Source organism: Stutzerimonas nitrititolerans (assembly GCF_003696285.1).
Lineage (GTDB): Bacteria > Pseudomonadota > Gammaproteobacteria > Pseudomonadales > Pseudomonadaceae > Stutzerimonas > Stutzerimonas nitrititolerans.
The window spans coordinates 180383-199012 of the sequence record NZ_RFFL01000006.1; the positions used below are offsets into that span (position 1 = coordinate 180383).

Sequence of the window (18630 nt, forward strand, 5' to 3'; positions counted from 1 at the left end):
CAACCGTCCGCGGTTCGCGAGCAAGGACTCGGCGCCCCCTCGCTCCTACGAAAACGCGCAGGGCGAACCAGGTTTGCTTTTTCGATCAGCTACGCATCCAAGGTGGTGTCGGCGGCTCGTCGCTAGGTTCGTCCGTCGCGTTGCGCAGGGCTTCCTTGCGCGCCTGTTCAGCCAGAGTGGCTTTGATCTCGCGCATCACTGCATCAAGGTCCGCTGCGTCTTCCGGCTCAGCAAACTCACCGGTCAGCTCGGTATCCGGCGTCAGCTTGCCGTCCTCATACAGCGCCCACATTTCCTTGGCGTAACGGGTGTACCTGAGCTCCGGTGCGAACTGGCCGAAGTAGGCCGACATGTTGCCGACGTCGCGCTCGAGCATCTCGAACGCATGGTTGTTGCCCGCGGCGTCCACGGCTTGCGGCAGGTCGATGATCACCGGGCCGTGCTCGTCGAGCAGCACGTTGAACTCGGACAGGTCGCCGTGCACCAGGCCGGCACAGAGCATCTTCACCACCTCGCCGATCATGAAAGCGTGGAATTCGCGCGCATCGTCGGGGTGCAATTCCACGTCATTGAGACGGGGCGCCGCATCGCCGTCCTCGCCTTCGATCATTTCCATCAGCAGCACGCCGTCGAGAAAGTCATAGGGCTTGGGTACCCGCACACCGGCGTCGGCCAGGCGGAACAGGGCTGCCACCTCGGCGTTCTGCCAGCTTTCTTCCCGCTCCTTGCGGCCATGCCGGGAGCCCTTGGCCATTGCCCGGGCGTCGCGGCTGTTGCGCACCTTGCGGCCTTCCTGATATTTCACGGCCTGCCGAAAGCTGCGTTTGGTGGCTTCCTTGTAGACCTTGGCGCAACGCAACTCATCACCGCAGCGCACCACGTATACCGCCGCCTCCTTGCCGCTCATCAGCGGCCGCAGCACCTCGTCGATCAGCCCATCCTCGACCAGCGGCTCGAGTCGTTTTGGTGTTTTCATCGGCGACTTCAAGTCCCTTCTCAGCTAAGCAGGCCTGCAGGTTACGGTAATCCCCACTGGCCTTCCATGCTCGGCCGCAAGTTTGAAAGCGCACAACGGATTGGCATCGCGCAGCACAGGATCGACAATTCAACACACACCCCAACGGAGCACCGCAATGCTCGATACCGAACGCTGCTGGCAAGCCCTCTGCGAACGCGACGCGCGCTTCGATGGACGCTTCGTGTTCGCCGTGCAATCAACGGGCATCTTCTGCCGCCCGAGCTGCCCCGCGCGTCGCCCCAAGCGTGAAGGCGTGACGTTCCACGCCAACGCCGAGGCCGCGCTGGCGGCGGGCTTCCGCCCTTGCCGACGCTGCTCGCCCCAGGGACAGAGCCCGGCCGAGCAACTGGATGCGCTGGTCGTCGCCGCCTGTCGCCTGATCGACGAGGCGCCGCAAACACCCACGCTCACACAACTGGCCGCACGCATCGGCGTTTCCTCCTCGCATCTGGCGCGCGCCTTCAAGGCGCGTACCGGTCTGACGCCGCACGCATGGGCCAGCGCGCGGCGGCGCGAGCGCCTGGAAGAGCGGCTACCGGGTGCCGATTCGGTATTGAGCGCAGCGCTCGATGCGGGTTATTCGGGCACTCGCGGCGCATATCAGGCGACAGCAGCGATGAGCCCGGCACAGCGCAGAACGCGAGGCGCTGGCGAGACGCTGCGCTATGCCATCAGCTCCTGCCCGCTCGGCCTTCTGCTGGTGGCGGGTAGCCAGAACGGCATCTGCGCACTGCTGTTCGGCGACGACGAAGCAGCCCTGCAGGCCGAGCTGGCGAGCCGCTTCGCGGCGGCCGAACTGCAGCGCGATCAAGCCGGCCTCGGCGACTGGCTGGAAACGATCGTCACACAACTGGAAGAACCGGCCCGAGCCAGCAGCCTGCCGCTGGATCTGCGCGGCACGGCCTTCCAGCTTCGGGTCTGGCAGGCATTGCAGCAGATTCCGCCAGGCGAGACCCGGCGCTACGCCGAACTCGCGCAAAGCCTCGGCAGCCATGCCCGCGCGGTCGCACGTGCCTGCGCCAGCAATCCGGTGGGGCTGCTGGTGCCCTGCCATCGCGTGGTCGGTGCCAACCAGGCCCTGACCGGCTATCGCTGGGACCTGGAACGCAAGGCTGCGTTGCTCGCTGCGGAGAAGCGACACAAGGGAGCCTGAGCGGCTTATCGCGGTCGGATGCAGTACCACCGCCGCGAGGTGCCGTCATGACCGAGCTCAAGCGTTACCGCATCCACTACCGCATCAATGGCGAGCCCGCCTCGATCACGCTCGAATCCTTCGAGGAACCCGTCCTGGAGCAGGCCGAACTGGAAATTCTCCTGCATCATGTCAGGGAGCCGGGCGCCGTGATCGATGCGCCCTGGGAAATTCCACGCTGTCCGAGCGAGCAGAGCCGCATCGCCGAGCTGGGCGTCAGCGATATCCAGATAGAGGAAGAACAGCGCTGACCAGACGCCAGCTCCGCAATACGCTATCGCCCTTGCCGAAAGAGAAGGACCCGACGTGCCGCTGATCGACACCCATACCCACCTGGATTTCGAGCCCTTCGACCCGGATCGCCATGAGGTGCTGGCCCGCTGCCGCGCAGCCGGCGTGGAACGCATCGTCGTGCTCGGCGTGCACGAAGCCAACTGGCAACGTGTCTGGCAACTGGCGTGCGACGAACCCCAGGTCCATGCGGCGCTGGGGCTGCATCCGGTGTTTCTCCAGGATCATCGGCCCGCGCACCTCGGGACTCTGCGCGACTGGCTGGAGCGGCTGCGGGGCGCGGAAAAGCTCTGCGCCATCGGCGAGATCGGCCTGGACTACTACATCGAAGGCCCCGACAAGGAACGCCAGCAGCGATTGCTCGAAGCGCAACTGGCGCTGGCCGAGGAATTCGAGCTGCCGGTGCTGCTGCACGTACGCCGCGCCCATGCAGCGATGATCGCCACCTTGAAGCGCCACAAGCTCAAGCGCGGCGGGATCGCCCATGCCTTCAGCGGGAGTTGGGAGGAAGCCCGCGAGTACATCCGGCTCGGCTACAAGCTGGGGCTCGGCGGGGCCGGCACCTGGCCCCAGGCGCACCGCATGCATCGCGTGCTGCGGCAATTGCCGCTGGAATCCATCGTGCTGGAAACCGACGCCCCGGATATCGCTCCGCACAGCCATGCCGGGCAGCGCAACAGCCCCGAGTTCCTCCCGGACATCTGCCGCGAGCTGGCCGCCATCCGCGGCATCACCCCCGAGGCGCTGGCCGAGGCCAGCCATCGGAACAGCTGCGAACTGTTCGGCTGGGAGTGCTGACCGTTACACGCGGAACGCACCGATCAGACGCTGCAATTGCGCCACCAGCGCGCTCAGCTCATGGCTGGCCTGCTCGGTATGCCCCGCGCCTTCGGCAGTACGCTGCCCGGCCTCGTTGATCGCCACGATGTTGCAGTCGATGTCGTGGGCGACCGCCGTCTGCTCCTCGGCGGCGGTGGCGATCTGCTGATTCTGATCGACGATGACGCCGACGGCGCCGAGGATGTTTTCCAGCGCCTGCTGAACCTGCGCGGACTGGCCGACGGTTTCCTCGGCCAGCGCATGGCTGGCATGCATGGTTTTCACCGCCGCGCCGACGCCGCCTTGCAGGCGCGCGATCATCGCTTCGATTTCCTCGGTCGACTGCTGGGTACGCCGGGCCAGGTTGCGCACCTCGTCGGCCACCACGGCGAATCCGCGCCCCTGTTCACCCGCGCGCGCCGCCTCGATCGCCGCGTTGAGCGCCAGCAGGTTGGTCTGCTCGGCCACGCCCTTGATCACATCCAGCACCTGGCCGATGGCCTGGCTGTCGCTGGCCAGCTGGTTGATCGCGCCGACCGACTGTTCGATCTCGCTCGCCAGCCGTTCGATGCCGGCAACCTGGGTCTCGATCAACCGACCACCGCTGCGGGTTTCCTGATTGACGCTCTGCGCGCTGCCCACCGCCGCCGCCGCGCTGGTGGCGACCTCCTGGGCGGTCGCCGACATCTGGTTCATGGCGGTGGCGATCTGTTCGATCTGCCCGCGCTGCTCGGAAACCGTCTGGTTGCTCTGCCCGGAAACCTGCTCGACGCGGCTCGCCTGGCGCTCGACTTCGCCGACGGTCTGCCCGACCCGCTCGATCAGCTCGCGAATCTTGCCGACGGTGACGTTGAACACCTGGCCCAGCTCACCCAGCTCGTCACGGCTGCGCACCTGGAAGCGCGCCGTCATGTCGCCATCGGCGACCCGGTCCATGATCCCGCCCAGGTCACGCAGCGAGGCGCGGGTGGAGACGTAGAAGGCGCTGTACAGGTACACCACCAGCACGAACAACAATGCCAGGGCCGCCAGCAGCAGCGTCATCAACAGGCGCTTTTCATCCAGTCGCTTGGCCAGTTGCTCGTCGAGCAGCACCAGGATGGCGTCGTTCAGCTGATAGGTTTTCGCCATCTCGGTCGAGATCAGCTCGTAGAACTGTTCCCAGGGTTCGCTCAGCGAGTCGGCCAGGATGACCCGATCCTGGAAGATGTCGGCGCTGTCGCGCAGGGAGTCGCGGCTGACGGCGGCCTGGTCGGCCAGCTGCGCCAGCGCGGCGCTGCCACCGGCGAGCGCGTCCTGCAGTTGCGCGCCGTATTGCGCCTGCTGCTTCTCCAGCTCGAGCAGCAGGCTGTCCAGCTGATGACTGGCATCGGAGTTGAGATAACCCTGCCCGAAGCTGAAGGAGCCGACCGCCCGGCCCTGGCCCAGCGTGGCGGTGATGGCCGGCGTTACCGAGGTGAGCAGTTCGGCGAGCATGCGCACGTCGCGCTGGCCGTCCTGGCTCAGGCCGGACTGGCTGGCGATCAGCTTGATCAGTACCTGCGTCTGTCCCAGTAGCTTGCGCGCCATGGCGCTCTTGGATTGCAGCGACTGCTCGGCCTGTGCGGCGCCCAGCGCGTTTTTCAGCTCATCGAGATGACTCTCGAACTCGGCTGCCCGCGCAGCGTCGTCGCTGACGGGGGCCAGCAGTTGCAGACCCGCGGCCAGTTTTCGCTCGGCCTCGCTCAGCCTGCGCAGCAGCGCCTGATCATCGCCGGCCTGTCCGATGATGACCTCGATCTCGACCAGGTCCGTCCAGTCCTGCATGTCACGTCGCACCTGCAACGCGGTGCCCAGCAGCTCCAGGCTCTGCAGCTCGGTGCGGGTGCCGACGAACTCGCGATACGAGTCGCGCGCCAGATAGAAGTTGGTCAGCAGCATGGGAACGAAGAACAGCACGCTGATGAGGCTGAACTTCATGGCGAAGCTCAGGCGATTCATGAACGTGACCGCGGGATACAGGAGGCTTTGCACAGGACGTCTCCCAATTCTTATTGGTATTGCATGCAGCATCGAGGCTGCAGCAGGGCTCGTCAGAGTGTGATGCCTGTCGAGTTATACGACATACGCCGGGTGACTTTTGTAACTTAAGGTAATGGCGACTTGCCACTGATCGGACGGCGCTCCCACTGCTCAGCCGAGAATCGTCCAGATCGCGATGATCGCGTACCAGAGCACGCGTGTGCGCACCAATAGGCCTTCGACAGCGTCAAGCTGCTCTATCCCGGCCTCCTCCACCTTGGCCTCGCCCGCTTCGGCAGCCGCCGGCCCGACCTGCGCAAGCAGCTGTCGAGCAGAGATGTGCCAATTCAACAGCTCGGGCAACAGCACCCGATTGACCGTGACAAAATTCCCCACCAGACCGAAGCTCACCAGCAATACGCGCACGGGCAGCCAGTCGAAGGCGTGCTGCAATTGCGCGGCGCGTTCACGCACACCGGCCAGTTGCGAATGTTCCGTGGCCAGCGCAAGCAGGCGGTACGCCAGGGCAGCCATCGGCCCGAGCAGCAGGTACCAGAAGATCACCGCGAAGAAACCCTGATGGCTGCGCCATAGCAGGTGCGCCTGTATAGCCGCCATGAGACTGCGCGGGTCGGCCGCCGCCAGGCCGAGATCACGCTCGGCCACCAGCGCCGCGGCTTCGCTGTCGCCTCGCCGCCAGGCATCGCGAAACGGCCCCAGTTCGCGCTTGGCATGCCCACGCCCGAGGGCGTAGAGCAGCACCAGCAGATGCAGCGGCAGGCTCAGCCAGCCGTATGCCAGCGGCTCCAGCGCCAGCAGCAGCGCGCCGAGCAGCAGCACCGGCAGCAGCACGGTCAGCGCCAGCACCAGCCAGGGCGAGGTCTCGCCCCGCTGATTGGCTTCGATCCTGGCCAGGCCCCGCAGCCAGGGGCCGTCGTGCTGCGCGTTGTCTTTCCAGTCGGTGAGCTTCTCGATCAGCAGCACCAGCAATACCACCAGAAAACTCATCTATCCGCCCCCTATCAGGCCGTTGAAAAACTACCTACGTTGCCATTGCTGCGTTAAAAACAGGCTCAAAATGCTCATTTAGAACACTAAACTGCGCTTTTTGACTCACTGCGCTCGCCCTCCGGGCCAGCCTACGGCTGTTACTTCGCTACGCTACGTTTCGCCTGTTTTTTGCCTTGCACTGGCTGCCTCGCCTACATTTTTCAAAGGCCTGCTATCGGAATTCATTGGTACTCGAGACCCCAGCCATGCGCAAACGCTGCCAATCGAATGCCGGCCCTGGATCGGTCTTGCGGCCGGGCGCAATGTCGCTGTGGCCGCAGATGCGCTCCGGCGTGATAGCGGGATAGGCCTGCTGCAACAACTGGCACAGCGGGATCAGCGCGGCATACTGCGCGTCGCTGAACGGCTCGAAATCGCTGCCTTCCAGCTCGATGCCGATGGAGAAGTCATTGCAGCCCTCGCGTTCGCCGAAACGCGACACACCCGCATGCCAGGCGCGATCCAGACAGGAAACGAACTGGGTAATGGCGCCATCGCGCTCGATCAGGAAATGCGCGGACACCTGCAGCTCGCAGATCGTCTCGAAGAAGGGGTGCTCGCTGGCCGGCAGGTCGTTCTGGAAGAATTGCTGGACCTTGCCAGTCCCGTAGCAGCCCGGCGGCAGGCTGATGTTGTGGATGACCAGCAGCGAAACCTCGCCATCCGGGCGCTTGTTGAAATTCGGTGACGGACAATGGCGAATGCCTTGGCACCAGCCTGTCGCGGTATCCAGTTGCATCTGGCTGATCCTTGATCGCAGCAACCCGCAGGCTATCGCCTGCCAGATGCCTGCTGCAAGCGCACCAGCGCCACGGCCCTGTCGATCTCAGGTTTTCGGCAGCTTCTTTTCATCCCGGCGCGAAGCCAGGCGATCGGCCAGGCGAGTGGGTTCGGGCAATCGATAACGAGTCACGTACTGCATCACCAGTCGCGGCGCGGTGTCCAGGCTCACGCGGTTTCCCGGCGAAATGATCAAGGGCCGCACCTTGTCCTTGCTGCGCAACACCGTGCCGATGACCCGGCCACCCCTGTCCAGCAATTCGACCCTGTCGCCACGTTGCTCGCCCAGCGGCTCGTGGTGGCCGGTGAGAATCTTCTTCGCCACGCCGATGGTCGGCAAGCCGGTCACCACGCCCAGGTGCGCGGCGATGCCCAGCCCGCGCGGGTGAGCGATGCCGTGGCCGTCGGAGAAGATCAGATCGGGCACGTGCGGCAGCGCCTCGAGCGCCTGCAGCACCGCGGGCAGTTCGCGAAACGACAGCAGACCCGGAATGTAGGGCATCGAAGTCGGGACCCGCGCCAGCGTCTGGGCGATGGGTTCAAGACTCAATGCGTCCAGCAGCACCACGGCGGCCCGGGTGATGGCGCCACCTTCCTCGAAACCCACGTCGACCCCGGCAATCAGCCGCAACGGCGGAAAATCGTCTTCCAGCCGGACCTGCGCGGCCAGCGTCTTCTGCATCTCACGTGCCGCGGCGGGGCTGCCGTCCCAGCCGGTGAAGGCATTGGCGTAACGGCCTTGCGAAGCGGTCATCTACGTCTCCTCTGGTTCTGCGGATCATGAAAGGGTCTTCGGCGCGGTCATGGACGAAACGGCAACAGCCCCCTAGACAGCTCGCTTGAAAAATAAGACGATCCAGCCGTCTCGCGACCGTTTTACCCCCGAAAGGCATCACAATCACAACGATAAGAACAGCGTATGCGCACCACCCAAGCGTTGAAGCACATCAGCATCCTGGCCACGGAAGGCGTCTTCGCCTCCACCCTGATGCACGCCAAGGATTTCTTTCACATGGCCAGCCTGCGCCACGGCAAACAGCTTGGCCTGGACCTGACACCGGCGTTCGAAACCCTGCTGGTGAGCCCCGATGGCCAGCCGGTGCAGACCTTCAGTGGCACCAGCATAGCGGTGGACGGCGCGCTGGGCGCCACCGACATCGTGATCCTGCCGGCGTTCTGGGGCAACTTCGATGAACTCTGCCGAAAGTACGCACAGGTTTTACCCTGGCTGCGCCAATGTCACGCGCAAGGCAGCGCGATCTGCGGAGAGGCGACAGGCGCGTTCTGGATGGCCGCGGCCGGGCTGCTGGATGACAAGGAAGCGACCACGCATTGGCGCTTCGCCGAAGAGTTCAGTCGACGCTTCCCTCGGGTGCAGTTCACCGCCGACAAGCACATGACCGACAGCGACAATCTCTATTGCGCCGGCGGCACCACCTCGGCCTGCGATCTGTACATGTATCTGGTGGAGCGCTTCTGTGGCGCGAACATCGCCCAGGGCATGGCGCGCGACGTGCTGTTCGAGGTGCAGCGCAACTACTGTCCTGGCCGAATCGGCTTCGGCGGCCAGAAGCTCCACCTCGACACCCGCGTATTACAGATCCAGGAATGGCTCGAAACGCATTTCGCGGACAAGTTTCGCTTCGAGGATGTCGCCCGCGAACACGGCATGAGCATCCGCAACTTCATGCGTCGTTTCCAGGCGGCCACCGGCGACAAGCCCCTGCACTACCTGCAGCGCCTGCGCATCGAAACGGCCAAGACCCTGCTCTCGACCACGCGTAAGAGCATCAAGACGATCAGCTACGAAGTGGGCTACGACGACGCGAGCTTCTTTGCCCGCCTGTTCCGCCAGCACACCGACCTGTCACCGAACCAGTATCGGCAGCAGTATCGGCACAAGAGCGGTTGAAGATTGGAAGCTGGAAGAACGTAGGGCCTCGCTGGCTTACTTCAGGCTTCCAGCTGCTTCCCTACGGCTTGTGCGGCCGCGCCAGGTATTCGTGGGACTGCATTTCCAGCAGACGGCTGAGGGTGCGCTGGAATTCGAACTCCAGGCGGCCGCCGGCATAGAGGTCCTTGAGTTCCACCTCGGCGGAGAGGATCAGCTTGACGTTACGGTCGTAGAACTCGTCGACCATGTTGATGAAGCGACGCGCCATGTCGTCCTTGGCCACGTTCATCTGTTCGATGTTGGAAACCAGCACCGCATCGTAGATCTTGCCCAGCTCGATGTAGTCGTTCTGGCTGCGGGGACCGTCGCACAGCGCGCGGAAGTCGAACCAGGCCACGTCATTAGCTACCTTGCGGGCGATGATCTCGCGGTTCTCGACGATCAGCGCCTCGTTCTCCAGCACCGTGCAGTTTTCCGTCAGGAGGCTGCGGAAGCTCTTCTCCAGGCTCAGCTCGGCCTCGGCGTCCAGCGGGAAATGATAGAGCTCCGCCTGCTCCAGGGCGCGCAGCCGGTAATCGATGCCGCTGTCGACGTTGACGATCTCGGTGTGCTTCTTCAGCAACTCGATCGCAGGCAGGAAGCGCGCACGCTGCAGGCCGTCCTTGTAAAGTCCGTCGGGGACGATGTTGGAGGTGGCCACCAGGCTCACGCCGTTCTTGAACAGTTCTTCGAGTAGTGTCGCGAGAATCATCGCGTCGGTGATATCCGAGACGAAGAATTCGTCGAAGCAGATCACCCGCGTCTCGTCGGCGAAGCGCTTGCCGATGATGGTCAGCGGATTCTTCTCGCCCTTGAGGGTGCGCATTTCTTCGTGCACGCGCTTCATGAAGCGGTGGAAGTGGGTGCGGGTCTTCTGCTTGAATGGCAGCGCATCGAAGAAGGTATCGACCAGATAGGTTTTGCCGCGCCCGACACCGCCCCAGAAGTACAGGCCCTTGACCGGCTCCTGTTGCTTCTTGCCGAACAGCTTGCCGAACAGCCCGGACTTGCCGCGCTCATCGGCTACCAGGTCGTCGTACAGGCGCTGCAGGTGGCGCACCGCATTTTCCTGGGCGGCATCATGGAAAAAGTCGGGACGTTTCAGGTCTGCCTGGTAGCGCTCGAGAGGGGTCATGGCGGAGTCTGGATAGTAAAACGGGGCGGACACTTTAGCGGCGCCCTCGGCGGTTGGCAATTTACGCAGATCGTTCAAGCAAGGTCTCCATCAAGGCCAGAGGTCGCCGAGCCTGTCAGGCGGTTCGCGGGTGGCCGCGAACCGGTTCGGCAGAGAATCGGTCGGCTACGCGGCGAGCGTCGCGAGCGCCTGACGCAAACGCAGCATCGCCGCTTCGAGCAGTTCGATGCTGGCGTAGTCCGGGCTTTCGGCGAGGCACTCGCCGTCCAGCCAGAGCGTGAAACGGTCAGCCTCGTCCGTGCGCAGCTCCAGGGCATCGACACCCTCGGCGATCAGCCGCTGGCTGCAGGCTCCGATCGCCTTGGGGTCGCTGAACGGGCGCGAGAGCAGCAGCTCCTCACCATCGGCGGCGAAGAAGCGGAAGCGGAAATTGCCATCCGCCTCGCGGAAGCTGGCGAAGCGGGCCGTCTTGCCGGCCTTCTTCTTCACCGCGGCCGTGTCCTGCACCGCGCTGCGGAAGTTGCGCAGGCCCACCGCCTCGCGCAGTTCGCCAAGGAACGGCGTGGCGATCCGGCGCGCCTTCGTGGCGCCGGCCTGGAGAATGTCCTCCAGATCGCCGGGCTTGGCGATGAGCGCATGGTAGCGCTCCCGCGCCTCGCCCAGCTCGTCGTCGAGCAGCTGGAACAAACGCTGCTTGGCCTCGCCCCAGGCCAGACCGGCCAGCAGGTCGCTCCTGAATTCGGCCAGTTGCGCCGGGGTGGCGAACGCCTGGTAGAGAGTGAACAGGTGCGAAGCGTCCGGATCCTTCGGTTCGCCGGGGAGCTTCGAGTCGGTGACGATGCGCGCGATGGTGCTTTTCAGTTCCTTGGCACTGGCGAACAGCGGGATGGTGTTGTCGTAGCTCTTGGACATCTTGCGACCATCCAGCCCCGGCAGCGTCGCCACGCTCTCCTCGATCAGCGCCTCCGGCAGGGTGAACAGTTCCTTGCCGTTGCCGAACAGGTGATTGAAGCGCTGGCCGATGTCACGCGCCATTTCCACGTGCTGGATCTGGTCGCGACCGACCGGCACCTTGTGCGCGTTGAACATCAGGATGTCCGCCGCCATCAGCACCGGATAGCTGAACAGGCCCATGCTGACGCCGGCATCGGGGTCTTCACCCTGTTCCAGGTTCTTGTCCACCGATGCCTTGTAGGCATGAGCCCGATTGAGCAGCCCTTTGCCCGCGACGCAGGTGAGCAACCAGGTCAGTTCGGGGATTTCCGGGATGTCCGACTGTCGATAGAAGGTCACCCGATCCGCGTCCAGCCCGGCCGCCAGCCAGGTGGCGGCGATCTCCAGGCGAGACTGCTGGATGCGCAGCGGATCATCGCACTTGATCAGCGCGTGATAGTCGGCCAGGAAGTAGAAGGAATCGGCATCGGCGGCGCGGCTGGCGACGATGGCCGGGCGAATGGCGCCCGCGTAATTGCCCAGGTGCGGCGTCCCCGTGGTGGTGATGCCGGTAAGGATTCGGGTATTCATAACATCATCTCGATTCAGTCATTGCACAGGGCAAGGCAAAGCCGTTGAAAGCGGTGAGGACGGATCAGGCGAAGGCCGCGTTCATCTCAGGCGGCGTGAGCACCATGGCCGAGGCCGAGCACTGCATCCGCCCTGCCAGTCGACTCACCCAGCCGGACCAGCCAGCCGCGGCGCCACCAGCTCCTTGAGCTCCACCAGCTTGCCGTGAAAAAAGTGGCTGCATTCTGCCACTTTCAAAAGCTCGTGGGGGCGTTGCAAGGCTTCGGAAAAGGCGAATACCGAAGCGGGATCGATCACTTCGTCCTCTTCGGGCTGGATGATGGCCATGCTGCACCGCTCGGCCAGCGGCTGGTCCGCCAGCCGCGACACGGCGGGGGCGATCATGAACAATCGATCCAGCGAACCGCCACGCGCTTCGATACGCCCGGCCAGCGCCGCCGCGACGAAGCCGCCGAAGGAGAACCCCAGCAGCGTCAGCGGCAACTCCGGGTGCTGTGCCTGCAACCAGGCCAGCGCCGCCTCGGCATCATCGACCTCGCCGAAGTTCATGTCGTGTATGCCCGCGCTGCCTCCTACGCCACGGTAGTTGAAACGCAGGGTGACATATCCCGCATCACGCGCCGTGCGCTGCAGGGTGGACACTACCTTGTTCAGCATGGTCCCGCCCTTGACCGGGTTGGGATGGCAGATCAACGCCAGCCCGCGGGCATCGGACTGATCGTGGTAGAGGCCTTCCAGCACACCGGCGGGACCTTCGAAGGTGATGGGGCTTTCGCGTTTCAACAAAATGAACTCCGTGACCTTGGATGAAGTCGACTCGTCTTGCTTAAGCAGCCCGGTGACCGCCGCATCGCGTCACGGTATACAGGGCAGGTAGGAGACGTTAACGTATCAGGCGGTTGAAAAACCACCGCGTCGGGTGATGCAGTACCGGGACGCAGCGCGTTTCGGCTGTTGTCGGCCTGCTCGTGACCACGCCTGGATTTTCATGACCTGAACAGCACAGCCGTTTTATATAGAGGAAGGACTCGTGGAACAGACCCTCGCGACCTGGTTGCTCCCGATCGTCGGCGTCATCGTCGGCATCGCCATAGGTTTCCTGGTGGCTCGCAACAGCGCACCCAATCGCACACAGCGTCAGGTGGACGATCTGCAAGAGCGCTTCGATACCTATCAGAGTGAAGTGGTGACCCACTTCAACACCACGGCGAGCCTGCTGCGCAAGCTCACCAACAGCTACCAGGACATCCAGGATCACCTGTCCGAAGGGGCCGACAAACTGGCGCTCGACGAACAGACCCGCCAGCGCTTGCTCGCCGCCCTGCACAGCGAAGAGAGCCCTTCTCATCGCGAGCGCCTGTCCTCGCCAGCCTTTACCGAGCCGCCCAAGGACTATGCCCCCAAGAGCGACGACACGCCCGGCACACTGCATGAAAACTTCGGCCTGAAGAGCCGGCCCTGACACCATCGCGGCAAGCCCTCGCCTGCCGCCATTCACCTCACCCGATCACTGGGCCAGGCGCATCGACAGATCGATCGCCTGGACATGCTTGGTCAGGGCTCCGATCGAGATATAGTCCACGCCGGTTTCGGCGATACTGCGCAGGGTCTCGTCGCTGATCCCGCCTGACGCCTCCAGCTTCGCGCGGCCGGCATTGATGGCGACCGCCGTGCGCATGTCATCCAGACTGAGTTCGTCGAGCATGACGATGTCCACCCCCGCCGCAAGCGCCTGTTCCAGCTCGCCAAGACTTTCCACTTCCACCTCCACCGGCTTGCCCGGCGCGATCCGGTGCGCGGCGGCAATGGCCTCGGCGATACCGCCACAGGCGGCGATGTGGTTTTCCTTGATCAGGAACGCGTCATAGAGGCCGATCCGGTGGTTGTGGCAACCGCCACAGGTCACCGCATACTTCTGTGCCAGACGCAGCCCGGGCAGGGTCTTGCGGGTATCCAACAAGCGCACGCCGGTGCCTTCCACCAGATCGGCATAGTGGCGGCAGCGCGTGGCGACACCGGACAGGGTCTGCAGGAAGTTCAGCGCCGTGCGCTCCCCACTGAGCAGCGCACGCGCCGGCCCTTCGAGCTGGAACAATACCCGGCCCGCCTCGACCTGCTCGCCATCGACCACCTGCCAGTGCACCGCAACACGCGGATCGAGCTGCCGAAACACGCTGTCCACCCAGGCCGAACCACTGATGACGGCTCGCTCGCGAGTGATGACCGAGGCATGCGCCAGGCGCTCCGCGGGGATCAGCTGCGCGGTAATGTCACCCGTGCCGATATCCTCGGCCAGCGCACGACGAACATTGCTTTCGATTTCAGCGCCAAGATCGGCGATAACGAGATTGGTCACAGGCAGGCTCCGGTGGAATTCGACGCGATTATAGAGGCTCGCTTGGGAAAAGGCGCAGGCGCTGGAGCGGCCCTTTGCACCCTGTTCACGACCGTCCGTAGGAAAAGCCGGGGCTATGTGTGAGCTGGGTCATGTCCGAGGGCAAATGCACGCTAGGCTGATGGACAGGATGCTTATAATGCTGTCAGAAATTGACGCCAGCGAAATGGCGAATTCTCGAACTTCAGAATTTTAGAACGATCGTTGTCTGATCGGCTGGCAATACGCTGAATCGCCAAGGGGCCACCCGCGCCGGCTGATTCTTTTCCATTGCCCCTATCAGCCATCAGCGGCATGCTAGGCGTTGTCGATTGCCGACAGCAGCTGACCGCAGGGAGAGAGTCTCGATGCGAACCGATGCGAAAGTGGTGCACCTGAAGGCCGTTCCGGAGAAGCCTGCTTCACCGGCTGGCCGGCTGCCGGTCGCACTCATCAGCGTGCGCGACAAGGCCGCCCAACAGCTGCGCCAGGCGCTGCAGGTTCTGCTCGACAACGCCGACGATTCCCTGTTCGAAATCGCCGACCGCGCCACCAGCAATGCCGAGCAGAATGCCTTCTTCGAAGCCATGCGCGACCTGCGCATGAAGCGCCGCAGCATCGAACGCGGCTTCCTGCAGCAGATCTTCGAGTCGTTCGCACGGCTCAACCAGTATGAAATAGGCAAGCCGGCGGAGCCGGAAAACCTCTCTTTCGACAACCTGACACTGGTACAGAACGACGAACTCGAAGAGTCGGTCGCCATCGACACCATGGTCACCAAGGTCACCAGCCGCGCCGCCCTTCCGCTCACCCACCTGACCACCCGCATGAACGCGCTAGTGAGCCGCAAGCTCGATGACAAGAGCAACCCGCTCGGGCCGCAGGCGCTGTGCCAGTACTTTCTCGAGTCGTGCCGCAGCCTGGGTGTGGAAATCAAGGTCAAGCTGATCATCCTCAAGCTCTTCGAGCGCTATGTGCTGGCCGATCTCGACCAGCTCTATGCCGAAGCCAACCAGACGCTGATTGGCGCGGGCATCCTGCCCGAACTGCAGTCGGCCCCGCCTCGTCGTAGCCAGCGGCATGCACCGGCAGCGACGACCGGTGGCGTCTCGAGCGCAACCTACGGCGACTCCGCAAGCCACGCCGAGGATGTCGGCATGCACGAAGCCTTCGGCGCTCTCCAGAGCCTGCTCTCGGAACTGCGCGGCAGCGCCCTGCCCGCACGCAGTATCCCCAGCGATGCGATACCCATTTCCAGCGGCGACCTGATGCGCCTGCTGTCGCACATGCAGGCGCGTACGCCGCAGCTAATCGACGACTTCGACCTGCAGGGCCAGCTCGAACAACTGCTGCACAAGGTCAGCGCCAAGAGCGGCAAGTCGCGCGTGGTTGGCGAGGTCGACGAAGACGTCATCAACCTGGTTTCGATGCTGTTCGAGTTCATCCTCGACGACCGCACCCTGCCGGATTCGCTCAAGGCCCTGATCGGCCGCCTGCAGATCCCGCTGCTCAAGGTCGCCGTGCTGGACAAGTCCTTCTTCAGCCGTGGCAGCCATCCAGCCCGTCGCCTGCTCAACGAGATCGCCACCGCAGCCATGGGCTGGGGCGATCAGGACGAAGCCCAGCGCGACAGTCTCTACCAGAAGATCGAACAGGTGGTGGCACGCCTGCTCAACGACTTCGTCGACGATCCCGGAATCTTCTCCGAGCTGCTCGCCGACTTCCTGGCCTTCACCGGCGACGAGCGCCGCCGCAGCGAGCTGCTCGAACAGCGCACCCGCGACGCTGAAGAGGGCCGCGCCAAGGCAGAGATGGCGCGCCAGGAAGTCGAGCAGGTATTGAACGAACGCCTGCTTGGCAAGACGCTTCCGGAGGTCGTGGTTCGCCTGCTGCAGGAAGCCTGGAGCAAGGTGCTGCTGCTGACCTGCCTCAAGCATGGCACCCAGTCCGAGCAATGGGATGCCGCGCTGGCGACCATGGACGATCTGATCTGGAGCGTCGCTCCGCATGACGATCCCGAATCCCGCGAACGCCTGCTGAAACTGGTGCCCAGCCTGCTGAAGGCACTGCGCGAAGGCCTGGTCAGCGCCGCCTTCGATCCCTTCTCCACAGGCGAGTTCTTCACGCAGCTCGAAGCGCTGCATGTACAGGCGTTGCAGCAGTTCGATCAGCCGAGCGCACAGCCTGCGCCCGTCGCGGTACCGCCCCCCTCAGCCGCCATCACTGGCGGACGATTCGAGCCCTCACCATCGAAACCAGCCAGCGAGCCACCTGCGCCAGCCATGATCGAGGTGGTGGAAGAAATCATGTTGCTGGCACCCGGCGAAAGCCGCGAGCAGGAGCCGGAGATCAACCTCGCCGACAACGACGAAGCGCTGACGCAGGTGGACAACCTGCGGGTGGGCAGTTGGGTGGAATTCCAGGAAGACGAGGAGCACAAGCTCCGCTGCAAGCTGGCGGCGATCATCAAGCCCACCGGCAAGTACATCTTCGTCAATCGAACCGGAATGAAGGTGCTGGAGAAAACCCGCATGGGCCTGGCCATCGAATTCCGTCGCGACGCGATCCGCCTGCTCAACGACACCCTACTGTTCGATCGTGCCCTTGAGTCGGTGATCGACAACCTGCGAACCCTCAAGAGCAGCAACCGCTAACGCTTGACGCAAGCCTCCCGCGCCGCCTCGCCTGGCGGCGCGCCTCGTTTGCGGGCAACCCAGCGCGCCGCAAGCCTCGGCTTTTGCTCCTGCACCGCTAGCAGGCCGCTGAAAACGTAGGCGAGGCGGGTAAGACAAGGCAAAAACAGCCGAAGAAGCGGAGTTTACTTACTGAAAATGAGCATTACTCACTTCGTTCGCCCTTCGGGCCGCGCTGAAGCGCGTTAGCCGCAAGCGGCTTTCTGAGGCTGTTTTTAACGCGGTATTGTCAACGCAAGTAGTTTTTCAACGGCCTGTTAGAATGCTTGCATTCCCTTCGAGGTGCCCATGCCCAGCCGCCTGAATCCCGACGACCAGAAACGCGTTGACGAATACCTCAGCGCGCCCCAGCACCAGACAGAACGCCGCCCCTTTCGGCCGCTGTTCCTGCTTGCGATGGTGCTTGTCGTGGTGATCGGCCTGGGCTTGTTGAGCCGCCTCCTGAGCCGCCTGGTGCTATGAGCCATTCCGCGCTCGCCCGGGCGCCCAAGCCGATTTCGCAAAACCTTATGAGTCCTTCCCATGACACATCGCATCATAATCGTCGGCGGCGGCGCCGGCGGCCTGGAACTTGCCACCCGCCTGGGTAATACACTCGGTAAACGCGGCAAGGCCCGCGTGATCCTGATCGACGCCAATCTGACCCACATCTGGAAGCCACTGTTGCACGAGGTTGCCGCCGGCTCGCTGAATTCGTCGGCCGACGAGCTCAACTACGTGGCGCAGGCCAAGTGGAATCACTTCGAATTCCAGATGGGCCGCATGAATGGTCTGGACCGCGAACACAAGCGCGTACATCTCGCCGCATCGCTCGACGAGCAGGGCAACGAGCTCGTACCGGCTCGCTCGCTCGATTACGACACCCTGGTGATCGCTGTCGGCAGCATCACCAACGATTTCGGCACTCAGGGCGCGGCGGAACACTGCATCTGCCTGGACACCCGCAAACAGGCCGAGCGCTTCCACCGCCAGCTGCTGGGCCATTACATGCGCGCGCACGCCAGCCAGGGCCAGCACAACACCATCGGCGTGGCCATCGTCGGTGCAGGAGCGACCGGCGTCGAACTCGCCGCCGAGCTCCACCATGCGGCGCGCGAGCTGGCAGCCTACGGCCTGGATGGGATCAAGCCCGAGGACGTCCACATCACGCTGATCGAAGCCGGCCCACGGGTGCTGCCGGCACTGCCGGAGCGCATCAGCCAGCCGGTGCATCAGACATTGCGCAACCTGGGAGTGACCGTACTGACCGATGCAGCGGTCAGCGAAGTGACGGCGGACGGGCTCCACACGCGAAACGGCGACTTCGTCCCGGCCAGCCTGAAAGTCTGGGCGGCGGGCATCCAGGCACCGCAATTCCTGCACGAAATAGGCGGCCTGGAGAGCAACAGGATCAATCAGCTGGTCGTGCGCCCCACACTGCAGACTACCCGTGACGAGAACATCTTCGCCTTCGGCGACTGCGCCGCCTGCCCGCAGCCGGACAGCGACCGCAACGTGCCGCCACGCGCCCAGGCCGCTCACCAGCAGGCCTCATTGCTCGCCAGATCGATCGCGCTGCGCCTGGAGGGCAGAAGCCTGCCCAGCTATCGCTACCGCGACTACGGCTCGCTGATCTCGCTGTCGAGCTTCTCGGCGGTGGGCAACCTGATGGGCAACCTGACCGGCAGCATCATGCTCGAAGGCTGGCTGGCGCGCATGTTCTACATCTCGCTCTATCGCATGCATCAGATCGCGCTGTACGGCGTCATCCGCACCACGCTGATGATGATCGGCGACAAGCTCAGCACCACGGCACCGCGCCTGAAGCTGCATTGAGGCCG

At 63.9% G+C, this 18630-nt stretch carries 17 protein-coding genes; 8 read left to right on the plus strand and 9 right to left on the minus strand.

Annotated elements, in window-relative coordinates:
- Window positions 1–85 precede the first annotated feature (85 nt).
- A complete protein-coding gene (locus EA795_RS09680) occupies window positions 86–976 on the minus strand; it encodes a PA4780 family RIO1-like protein kinase (RefSeq protein WP_122076907.1) in 891 nt (296 codons plus the stop codon).
- 157 nt (window positions 977–1133) lie between these two features.
- On the opposite strand from EA795_RS09680, the gene ada reads away from it, so the two are divergent.
- From ada to EA795_RS09695, 3 genes are read left to right on the plus strand one after another with little or no spacing between them, the layout of a single operon-like run.
- Window positions 1134–2171, plus strand: coding sequence for a bifunctional DNA-binding transcriptional regulator/O6-methylguanine-DNA methyltransferase Ada (gene ada, locus EA795_RS09685; protein ID WP_122076909.1), 1038 nt, complete (start codon window positions 1134–1136; stop codon window positions 2169–2171).
- Window positions 2172–2218: 47 nt separating this feature from the next.
- A complete protein-coding gene (locus tag EA795_RS09690; RefSeq protein ID WP_122076913.1) occupies window positions 2219–2461 on the plus strand; it encodes a hypothetical protein in 243 nt (80 codons plus the stop codon).
- Between the two features lie 55 nt (window positions 2462–2516).
- Window positions 2517–3299, plus strand: coding sequence for a TatD family hydrolase (locus EA795_RS09695; RefSeq protein WP_122076917.1), 783 nt, complete (start codon window positions 2517–2519; stop codon window positions 3297–3299).
- A 3-nt stretch (window positions 3300–3302) separates the two neighbouring features.
- Here the strand turns inward: EA795_RS09695 and EA795_RS09700 are convergent, their stop codons facing one another.
- The 4 genes from EA795_RS09700 to nfi form a co-directional block, all read right to left on the minus strand.
- Window positions 3303–5333: a methyl-accepting chemotaxis protein gene (locus EA795_RS09700; RefSeq protein WP_014851583.1), complete on the minus strand. Its 2031-nt coding sequence runs from the start codon at window positions 5331–5333 to the stop codon at window positions 3303–3305.
- A gap of 159 nt (window positions 5334–5492) precedes the next feature.
- Window positions 5493–6329 (minus strand): regulatory signaling modulator protein AmpE, encoded by an 837-nt coding sequence (gene ampE / locus EA795_RS09705; protein WP_065983324.1) that lies wholly within the window; start codon window positions 6327–6329, stop codon window positions 5493–5495.
- A gap of 214 nt (window positions 6330–6543) precedes the next feature.
- On the minus strand, window positions 6544–7110 hold the full coding sequence (gene ampD / locus EA795_RS09710; RefSeq protein ID WP_058075530.1) for a 1,6-anhydro-N-acetylmuramyl-L-alanine amidase AmpD: 567 nt from the start codon (window positions 7108–7110) through the stop codon (window positions 6544–6546).
- A gap of 87 nt (window positions 7111–7197) precedes the next feature.
- On the minus strand, window positions 7198–7905 hold the full coding sequence (gene nfi, locus EA795_RS09715) for a deoxyribonuclease V (RefSeq protein ID WP_065983326.1): 708 nt from the start codon (window positions 7903–7905) through the stop codon (window positions 7198–7200).
- Between the two features lie 165 nt (window positions 7906–8070).
- On the opposite strand from nfi, the gene EA795_RS09720 reads away from it, so the two are divergent.
- Window positions 8071–9063, plus strand: a complete 993-nt coding sequence (locus EA795_RS09720) for a GlxA family transcriptional regulator (protein WP_122076919.1) — start codon at window positions 8071–8073, stop codon at window positions 9061–9063.
- A 61-nt stretch (window positions 9064–9124) separates the two neighbouring features.
- On the opposite strand, the gene zapE is transcribed toward EA795_RS09720, so the two are convergent.
- From zapE to EA795_RS09735, 3 genes are all read right to left on the minus strand, one after another.
- Window positions 9125–10219, minus strand: a complete 1095-nt coding sequence (zapE, locus tag EA795_RS09725; RefSeq protein ID WP_014851578.1) for a cell division protein ZapE — start codon at window positions 10217–10219, stop codon at window positions 9125–9127.
- A 165-nt stretch (window positions 10220–10384) separates the two neighbouring features.
- A complete protein-coding gene (locus EA795_RS09730; RefSeq protein WP_122076922.1) occupies window positions 10385–11743 on the minus strand; it encodes a tryptophan--tRNA ligase in 1359 nt (452 codons plus the stop codon).
- Window positions 11744–11887: 144 nt separating this feature from the next.
- Entirely contained in the window at window positions 11888–12529 is a 642-nt protein-coding gene (locus tag EA795_RS09735; protein ID WP_122076925.1) for an alpha/beta hydrolase, read from the minus strand.
- A 244-nt stretch (window positions 12530–12773) separates the two neighbouring features.
- Between EA795_RS09735 and EA795_RS09740 the strand changes: the two genes are divergently transcribed.
- The gene (locus tag EA795_RS09740; protein ID WP_014851575.1) at window positions 12774–13205 is read left to right on the plus strand and encodes a Z-ring associated ZapG family protein; all 432 of its coding nucleotides are present in this window, start codon (window positions 12774–12776) and stop codon (window positions 13203–13205) included.
- Between the two features lie 45 nt (window positions 13206–13250).
- Here the strand turns inward: EA795_RS09740 and nadC are convergent, their stop codons facing one another.
- Entirely contained in the window at window positions 13251–14099 is an 849-nt protein-coding gene (gene nadC / locus EA795_RS09745) for a carboxylating nicotinate-nucleotide diphosphorylase (RefSeq protein WP_122076929.1), read from the minus strand.
- A 386-nt stretch (window positions 14100–14485) separates the two neighbouring features.
- Here nadC and EA795_RS09750 point away from each other — a divergent pair, with 386 nt between their 5' ends.
- From EA795_RS09750 to EA795_RS09760, 3 genes are all read left to right on the plus strand, one after another.
- Window positions 14486–16771, plus strand: coding sequence for a DUF1631 domain-containing protein (locus EA795_RS09750; protein ID WP_122076932.1), 2286 nt, complete (start codon window positions 14486–14488; stop codon window positions 16769–16771).
- Window positions 16772–17098: 327 nt separating this feature from the next.
- On the plus strand, window positions 17099–17272 hold the full coding sequence (locus EA795_RS09755) for a DUF3094 family protein (RefSeq protein ID WP_014851572.1): 174 nt from the start codon (window positions 17099–17101) through the stop codon (window positions 17270–17272).
- Between the two features lie 60 nt (window positions 17273–17332).
- On the plus strand, window positions 17333–18625 hold the full coding sequence (locus EA795_RS09760) for an NAD(P)/FAD-dependent oxidoreductase (RefSeq protein ID WP_122076934.1): 1293 nt from the start codon (window positions 17333–17335) through the stop codon (window positions 18623–18625).
- Window positions 18626–18630: the final 5 nt, after the last annotated feature.